The 6,388-nt window shown below is 73.3% G+C and carries 11 protein-coding genes; 8 read left to right on the top strand and 3 right to left on the bottom strand.

Features of this window, described 5'->3' with window-relative positions; translation table 11 throughout:
- The coding region (locus ACFV0Q_RS36745) for a molybdopterin-dependent oxidoreductase (RefSeq protein WP_385011656.1) at nucleotides 1-434 on the bottom strand (434 nt) is incomplete at its 3' end.
- Between ACFV0Q_RS36745 and ACFV0Q_RS36750 the strand changes: the two genes are divergently transcribed.
- The 6 genes from ACFV0Q_RS36750 (at nucleotide 415) to ACFV0Q_RS36775 (ending at nucleotide 3,953) form a co-directional block, all read left to right on the top strand.
- Complete coding sequence (locus ACFV0Q_RS36750) at nucleotides 415-747, top strand: hypothetical protein (RefSeq protein WP_385011658.1); 333 nt, start codon at nucleotides 415-417, stop codon at nucleotides 745-747. The two genes, ACFV0Q_RS36745 and ACFV0Q_RS36750, sit on opposite strands and share 20 nt — an antisense overlap.
- 188 nt (nucleotides 748-935) lie before the next feature.
- Entirely contained in the window at nucleotides 936-1,274 is a 339-nt protein-coding gene (locus ACFV0Q_RS36755) for a thioredoxin family protein (RefSeq protein ID WP_385011660.1), read from the top strand.
- Nucleotides 1,275-1,454: 180 nt separating this feature from the next.
- Entirely contained in the window at nucleotides 1,455-2,678 is a 1,224-nt protein-coding gene (locus ACFV0Q_RS36760; RefSeq protein ID WP_385011672.1) for a cytochrome P450, read from the top strand.
- Nucleotides 2,679-2,683: 5 nt separating this feature from the next.
- A complete protein-coding gene (locus tag ACFV0Q_RS36765; RefSeq protein WP_385011674.1) occupies nucleotides 2,684-2,878 on the top strand; it encodes a ferredoxin in 195 nt (64 codons plus the stop codon).
- Between the two features lie 107 nt (nucleotides 2,879-2,985).
- On the top strand, nucleotides 2,986-3,339 hold the full coding sequence (locus ACFV0Q_RS36770) for a DUF1304 domain-containing protein (protein ID WP_385011662.1): 354 nt from the start codon (nucleotides 2,986-2,988) through the stop codon (nucleotides 3,337-3,339).
- Entirely contained in the window at nucleotides 3,336-3,953 is a 618-nt protein-coding gene (locus ACFV0Q_RS36775) for a TetR/AcrR family transcriptional regulator (RefSeq protein ID WP_385011665.1), read from the top strand. Before ACFV0Q_RS36770 ends, ACFV0Q_RS36775 begins: the two co-directional genes overlap by 4 nt.
- Before the next feature lie 40 nt (nucleotides 3,954-3,993).
- On the opposite strand, the gene ACFV0Q_RS36780 is transcribed toward ACFV0Q_RS36775, so the two are convergent.
- Nucleotides 3,994-4,200: a cold-shock protein gene (locus ACFV0Q_RS36780; protein WP_250739345.1), complete on the bottom strand. Its 207-nt coding sequence runs from the start codon at nucleotides 4,198-4,200 to the stop codon at nucleotides 3,994-3,996.
- A gap of 175 nt (nucleotides 4,201-4,375) precedes the next feature.
- Here ACFV0Q_RS36780 and ACFV0Q_RS36785 point away from each other — a divergent pair, with 175 nt between their 5' ends.
- Entirely contained in the window at nucleotides 4,376-5,413 is a 1,038-nt protein-coding gene (locus tag ACFV0Q_RS36785; protein WP_385011666.1) for a 2-oxoglutarate and iron-dependent oxygenase domain-containing protein, read from the top strand.
- On the opposite strand, the gene ACFV0Q_RS36790 is transcribed toward ACFV0Q_RS36785, so the two are convergent.
- Nucleotides 5,331-5,699 (bottom strand): HGxxPAAW family protein, encoded by a 369-nt coding sequence (locus ACFV0Q_RS36790; RefSeq protein WP_385011668.1) that lies wholly within the window; start codon nucleotides 5,697-5,699, stop codon nucleotides 5,331-5,333. The genes ACFV0Q_RS36785 and ACFV0Q_RS36790 overlap by 83 nt on opposite strands.
- Nucleotides 5,700-5,789: 90 nt before the next feature.
- On the opposite strand from ACFV0Q_RS36790, the gene ACFV0Q_RS36795 reads away from it, so the two are divergent.
- A complete protein-coding gene (locus ACFV0Q_RS36795) occupies nucleotides 5,790-6,284 on the top strand; it encodes a MarR family winged helix-turn-helix transcriptional regulator (RefSeq protein ID WP_385011670.1) in 495 nt (164 codons plus the stop codon).
- Nucleotides 6,285-6,388: the final 104 nt, after the last annotated feature.

Here is a 6,388-nt window from a genome sequence, read left to right on the forward strand (position 1 = left end):
CACTTCACACCGTCGACCACCGGGTCGACCACCCCGACCCACAGCTGGTTCAGCTCGGACACGTACCGGCCGCCCTTGGTGTCCTGCGGTACGACGAGGCGGGGCCCGGCGGCGTCGTCGAAGGGCACGCCGTCCTCGGAGACCGCGAGCAGCACCTGGGTCCTGGCGAAGGCCGGGTCGATCTCGGCCCAGGCGAAGACCGCGCGGTAGTCGCCGGCGCCCGTGGCGGACACGAACCCGCGCAGCTGGCCGTTCTTCTTGCCCTGGTCGAAGCGCGGTTCGGCCGTCTTGAGGACGTCGTTCAGCAGGACGCCCTGGTAGGTGTGCTCCTGCTCGCCCTTGGCGCTGGTGAACTTCACCGCGGCCGAGGTCTGCGGCAGCTCGCGCAGGCCGGCGAGGGTGAGGGTGTACGGCTTGCCGACCTCTCCGGCCACGCGGACCTCGCCGGGCGCGAGCGGCGGCGCGGACGGCTTCGCCGACGCGTTCGCCGACGCGTTCGCCGACGCGTTCGCCGACGCGTTCGCCGACGCGTTCGCCGCCGGGTTCGCCGACGCGGGGGCGGACGCCCCGGCGGCTGCCGGGGCCGTCGCCGCGCCCTTCGCGCCGTCCGCGCTGCCGGCGTCCTGGCCGCATCCGGCGAGCAGCAGCACGCCCGCCCCGATGGCCGCCGCCGCTCTCGCCCGAGTCCCGCGCACGCTCATGACCGACCCCTCCCGACCCACTGGCCCCGACCGCAACTGCCGGTGATTCCAGCCTGGTTCGCCGTAAATGCCGTGCGCAACCTACAGGAGAACCCGCATGTGCAATACGGTCCGCGGCCCACTCCGGAGGATTCACCGGACGGCCCCGTCCGCGCGGGCTCCGGTGGCCGCGCGCCTCGTCGGAACCACCTACGCTGACGGTCACCGCAGACGAGAACCGAGGAGCACCACCCCATGACCCGTCAGGTACACAGGCCGCTGGAGGACCAGGAATTCGACTTCATCGTCGGCATGGCACCCGGTCCGGTCCTCGCCTACTTCACCGGCACCTGGCCGAAGGCCGTGGAGGCCTGCCGGACGATGGACACCCTCGTCTCGGACCTGCTGACGGAGTACGGGACCCGGCTGACCGCCGTCCGCACCGACATCACCCGCTGCCCGCGGACCACCCGCCGGTACGCGGTGACCGGCGCGCCCACCGTCGTACTCCTCCGGTCGGGCGAGGCGGTGGCGACGCACGCCGGTCAGCTGACGGGGGAGGAATTCCGGACGTTCCTCGACGCCCACCTCTGAGTCGCCGCCCCTGCGGGGCCGGGGAACGCGCGCCCGGGTGAACCTGGGCAGACTGGCCGAAACTGGCATGGATGAGATAGGTGCCTTAGGCATGTAATGGAATCCGGCGTGAACGGAACCATCGCTTGCGAGGTGTTGCTTTCCATGACCGAGGCCATGTCCCATGCCATGTCCGATGCCATGTCCGGTGCCGTGTCCGGTGCCGCGTCCGGTGCCGCGTCCGCTGCCGTCGCCTTCCCGCAGGACCGAACCTGCCCCTACCACCCGCCGGCCGCCTATCAGCCACTCCGGGAGACCCGGCCCCTCTCGCGGGTCACCCTCTTCGACGGCCGCTCCGTATGGGTGGTCACCGGCCACGCCGAGGCGCGCGCCCTGCTCTCCGACGGGCGGCTGTCCGCCGACCGCACCAAGGAGGCCTTCCCCACGCCCACCCGTCGCTTCAAGGGGCTGCAGAGCCGCCGCGCGGCCCTGCTCGGGGTGGACGACCCCGAGCACAACCGGCAGCGCCGGATGCTGATCCCGAGCTTCTCGGTCAAGCGGACGGCAGCCCTGCGGCCCCGGATCCAGGAGACCGTGGACCGGCTGATCGACGAGATGGCGGCGCGCGGCCCGGAGGCCGAACTCGTCGGCTCCTTCGCCCTGCCGGTGCCGTCCATGGTGATCTGCGCCCTGCTGGGCGTCCCCTACGAGGACCACGAGTTCTTCGAGGAGCAGTCGCGGCGACTGCTGCGCGGCCCCGAGCCCGCCGACGTCGAGGAGGCCCGCCGGCAGCTCGACACCTACCTGGAGGCCCTGATCCTGCGCAAGCGCACCGATCCGGGCGACGGACTGCTCGACGAGCTGATCGCCACCCGCCTGGAGACCGGCGAGACCGATGTCGAGGAACTGGTCGCCCTGGCGGTGATCCTGCTGATCGCGGGCCACGAGACCACGGCGAACATGATCTCGCTCGGCACCTTCACCCTCCTGCGCCACCCCGAGCAGCTGGCCGAACTGCGCGCCGACCCGTCGCTGATGTCGGAGGCGGTGGAGGAGCTGATGCGCTTCCTCTCCATCGCCGACGGCATGCTGCGGCTGGCCACCGAGGACATCGAGGTCGGCGGGGTCACGATCCGCCCGGACGACGGGGTGGTCTTCTCCACCTCCGTCATCAACCGCGACGAGGAGGTGTTCGCGGAGCCGGACTCGCTCGACTGGAACCGGCCGACCCGCCACCACCTGGCCTTCGGCTTCGGCATCCACCAGTGCCTCGGCCAGAACCTGGCCCGCGCCGAGATGGAGATCGCCCTGGGCACCCTGTTCCGGCGGCTCCCCGGCCTGCGGCTGGCGGCCGACCCGGACCGGATCCCCTTCAAGCCCGGGGACACCATCCAGGGCATGATCGAACTCCCCGTGACCTGGTGAGCGGCATGCGGATCTCCGTCGACCACGACGTCTGCATCGGCGCCGGGCAGTGCGCGCTGACCGCGCCCCAGGTGTTCACCCAGGACGACGACGGACTCAGCGAGGTGCTCCCGGGCCGCGAGGACGGCCACGGCAGCCCGCTCGTACGGGAGGCCGCGCGGGCCTGCCCGGTCTCGGCGATCACCGTACGGGAGGGCTGACACGCACTGAACGCTCCGCCGGACGGGCGGACGGGCGGACGGGCGCGGCGACGACTTCCTGTACAGTTGTCCAGGAAATCTGAATCCGAGACGAGAGGGGGGTGGCCGTGCACACGGTCGCTCAGGTACTCATCGGCGTCGTCGCCGCGCTCCACGTGTACTTCCTGGTGCTGGAGATGTTCCTGTGGCAGCGGCCGCCGGGGCGGGCCCTGTCCGGGTTCGACGCGGACACCGCCCGCCTCACGGCGCCGCTCGCCGCCAACCAGGGCCTCTACAACGGCTTCCTGGCCGCCGGCCTGATATGGGGGCTGGTCACCGACACCCTCGCCACGCAGGTCTTCTTCCTGATCTGCGTGATCGTCGCGGGCGTGTACGGGGCCGCCACCGCCAACCGACGCATCCTGGTGGCCCAGACCCTGCCCGGCGCGCTCGCCCTGGGTGCGGCGCTGCTCGCCGCATGAGCACCCCGCACGCCCCCCGCGCCGCGGACCCGCGGACCGCGCGCACGAAGGCGCGGCTGCGCGAGGCGCTGCTCACCGAGTGCGGCGCGGGGCGGGAGCTCGCGGAGGTCAGCGTCTCGGCCGTGGTCCGCCGGGCGGGGGTCGGGCGGGCCACCTTCTACCTGCATTACGAGGACCTCCCCGCGCTGGCCGTAGACGCCTGCGCGGACGTCGTGCACGCGGCGGTCGACGCCCTGCACGCCTGGCAGGACGGCCCGGCGCCGCTCCCCCCGGTCCGCCCCCCGGCGGCCCTGGCCGGGTTCCTCGCCGGCGCCGCGGGCCACGCGCCCCTGTACCGCACGCTGCTCCTGCCGGGCGGCGCCGGCCCGCTGGGCGAGCGCCTGCACCGGGAGCTGCGCGCCCGGGCCCGCGCCGAGCGCGTGGCGGTCGGCGCGCCCCACCCGGACCTGGTCGCCTCGGCGGTGGCCGCCGTCTTCACCGGCGTCCTCGCGGACTGGCTGCACGGCCTGATCCCGGCCGCCGGCACCCCGCAACCGGCCTCCCCCGACGAGCTCGCGGACCGGATCTGGCCCCTGCTGCTGGCCCTGCACCGCGCGGGAGCCCCCGCCGGATGACCGACGGGGGCTCCGCGCGAGCCCGGCTCGTGAAGCGGCGCTAGCCGATCGTGACCACCTGTTCCGCCTGGGGGCCCTTGGGCCCCTGGGTGACGCTGTACTCGACCTTCGCGCCCTCCGCCAGCTCCTTGAAGCCGGTCGTCTGGATGGCGGAGAAGTGCACGAACACGTCGGGGCCGCCGTCGTCCTGCTGGATGAAGCCGAAGCCCTTCTCCGAGTTGAACCACTTCACGGTGCCTGTTGCCATCTGGCTGATCCTTCTCAACGTTCCGCTCGGACCGCACGTGCGGCCGTCTCGATCCTGCCCACCCGTCCCGCCCGCCACACTCCGAGCGCGGCCAACCGGGGCGGATCGAACTTCTGGCCGCCCCGTCCGTGCCTCAGGGGGAACGGCACCTTCACGACGCGAGGAGGGGACGGACATGAGCGGTTTCGCAACATTCCGGGCACCGCACCGGGTGACGGGCTCGGCGGCGGACGTGGCGCTCGGCCGGGCCATGGTCGAGGCCTGGCAGCGCGACGGGATCTTCCAGATCGAGGCGGACGGCGTCCAGCGGGCCCGGACCCGGGCGGCGCTGGCGGCGAGCAGGCGGTTCTTCGCGCTGCCCGCCGCCGCCAAGGCGGCCTGCGTCAACGACACCTCGTACAGCGGGTACGTGGCCTCGGGCGAGGAGGTCACGGCGGGCGAGCGGGACGCGGCGGAGATCTTCACGATCACCCCCGACCTACCCGGCGGTGACGGGCGGCCCTGCCACGGCCCGGTGCCCTGGCCCGACCAGGGCTACCGCACGGCCATGGAGGACCACCTGGCCGGGGTGGGCGGCCTCGGGGACCGGCTGCTGCCGCTGGTGGCGCTGGGGCTGGGCCTGGAGACCTCGGGCGTCGGCCGGCTCGCCGGGCTGACCCGGGGAGGCTGGCACCACATGCGGGTGCTGCGCTTCCCGCCCGCCTCCGCCGCCACCGAGCGCGGGATCGGCGCGCACACGGATTACGGGCTGCTGGTGATCGCCGCGCAGGACGAGGTCGGCGGACTGTACGTGCGCCCGCCGGTCCCGGGTGAGCGGCGGCCGCGCAACTGGCTGCCCGGGGAGAGCACGGCGGGCTTCGCCGAGGACGCGCCGGGCTGGCGGTACGTGACCCCGGCGGAGGGGGTGCTGACCGTCTTCCCCGGCGACATCCTGCAGTTCCTGACGGGAGGCGCGGTCCTGTCCACGCCGCACCGGGTCCGGCTCGCGGACCGGGAGCGCTTCACGCTGGCGTACTTCCACGAGCCCCGGTTCGACGCGCGGATGCGCCCGCTGCGAGCGGACCCGTACGAGCCCGCCGACAGCACCGACAGCCCGGTGATCCACTACGGGGAGCACTTCACCCGGATGTTCATGCGCTGCTATCCCCGGCGGGCAACGACGCTGCGGATCGAGGAGCGAGGGCTGCTGCGGCAGCTCGCTTCGGCCCGCTGACCCGGCAGCCCAGGCAGTTCGCGTGCCCCGTCCGGGCGGCGGTGTCCCGGACCCGCCAGTCCCACTCGGCGGCCGGGCGGGGTCCGCTGGGCTTGCCCCAGCCGACGAGGTGGAGCAGCCAGGTGACCAGCCCCGCCAGCGGGACCAGGCTGAGGCCGAGCCAGACGCCGGGGGCCCAGGCCAGGCACAGGGCGAGGCCGGCTCCGGTGGAGCCGAGCAGGGCCAGGGCGGTGCCCGTCCAGCCGGCGACGGTGTGCCCCAGGTCGACGTGTCCGTGCGCGCTCATGATTCTCCTCGGACGGGCAGGCGGCAGTACGCTCGGAGCAGGATCTTTTATCTCACGAGCTAAGTAACTTAGATACTAAGGAGTGTGTGGGTGCACGGCAAGACCCGCCCCCCGGTCACGGCCGGGGAGGCGATCACGCTCATGGACCGCTTCGTGGCCCTCGGCCACGTCGGCCAGCAGGAGATGGCGCAGCTCCTCGGGCTGAACGTCACCGACCTGACCTGCCTCGGCCACGTCCTGGGCGCGGGCGAGAACCCGCTCTCCGCCGGTGACCTGGCCGAACTGACGAACCTCACGACGGGCGCCGTCACCGGGGTGATCAACCGCCTGGAGCGCGCCGGCTACGCGCACCGCCGCCCCGACCCGGCCGACCGGCGGCGCGTGCGGGTGGTGCCCGATCCTGCGGCCACCGCGCGGGTCGTCGCGGTGTACGAGCCCTTCTACGCCCGGCTCGCCACCGTGTTCGCCGAGTACACCCCCGACGAGGTCGCCGTCATCGCCGACTGGTTCGGCCGGGTGACGGTGGAGATGCGGGCCCATCTCGCCGAGGTGCGGGCCGGCGAACCCGGCCCCCCGGCGCCGTAGCGGCCGACTGGTAAAATGGGCGGGAAACTTGAGGCGCGGGGTGCTTTGGCCCGATGCGGACACCCACCGACACCTACGACGAGCCGGGGCCCGTACCGAGGGGC

Origin of the sequence: Streptomyces sp. NPDC059564, assembly GCF_042735575.1 — a bacterium.
In the GTDB taxonomy this organism is placed as follows: Bacteria; Actinomycetota; Actinomycetes; order Streptomycetales; family Streptomycetaceae; genus Streptomyces.

Bases quoted from the DNA above. Each gene is read 5' to 3' on its own strand.
- ACFV0Q_RS36755 (WP_385011660.1), top strand. From the start codon at position 936: ATGACCCGTCAGGTACACAGGCCGCTGGAGGACCAGGAATTCGACTTC.
- ACFV0Q_RS36760 (WP_385011672.1), top strand. From the start codon at position 1,455: ATGTCCGGTGCCGTGTCCGGTGCCGCGTCCGGTGCCGCGTCCGCTGCC.
- ACFV0Q_RS36765 (WP_385011674.1), top strand. From the start codon at position 2,684: ATGCGGATCTCCGTCGACCACGACGTCTGCATCGGCGCCGGGCAGTGC.
- ACFV0Q_RS36775 (WP_385011665.1), top strand. From the start codon at position 3,336: ATGAGCACCCCGCACGCCCCCCGCGCCGCGGACCCGCGGACCGCGCGC.
- ACFV0Q_RS36780 (WP_250739345.1), bottom strand. From the start codon at position 4,200: ATGGCAACAGGCACCGTGAAGTGGTTCAACTCGGAGAAGGGCTTCGGC.
- ACFV0Q_RS36785 (WP_385011666.1), top strand. From the start codon at position 4,376: ATGAGCGGTTTCGCAACATTCCGGGCACCGCACCGGGTGACGGGCTCG.
- ACFV0Q_RS36790 (WP_385011668.1), bottom strand. From the start codon at position 5,699: ATGAGCGCGCACGGACACGTCGACCTGGGGCACACCGTCGCCGGCTGG.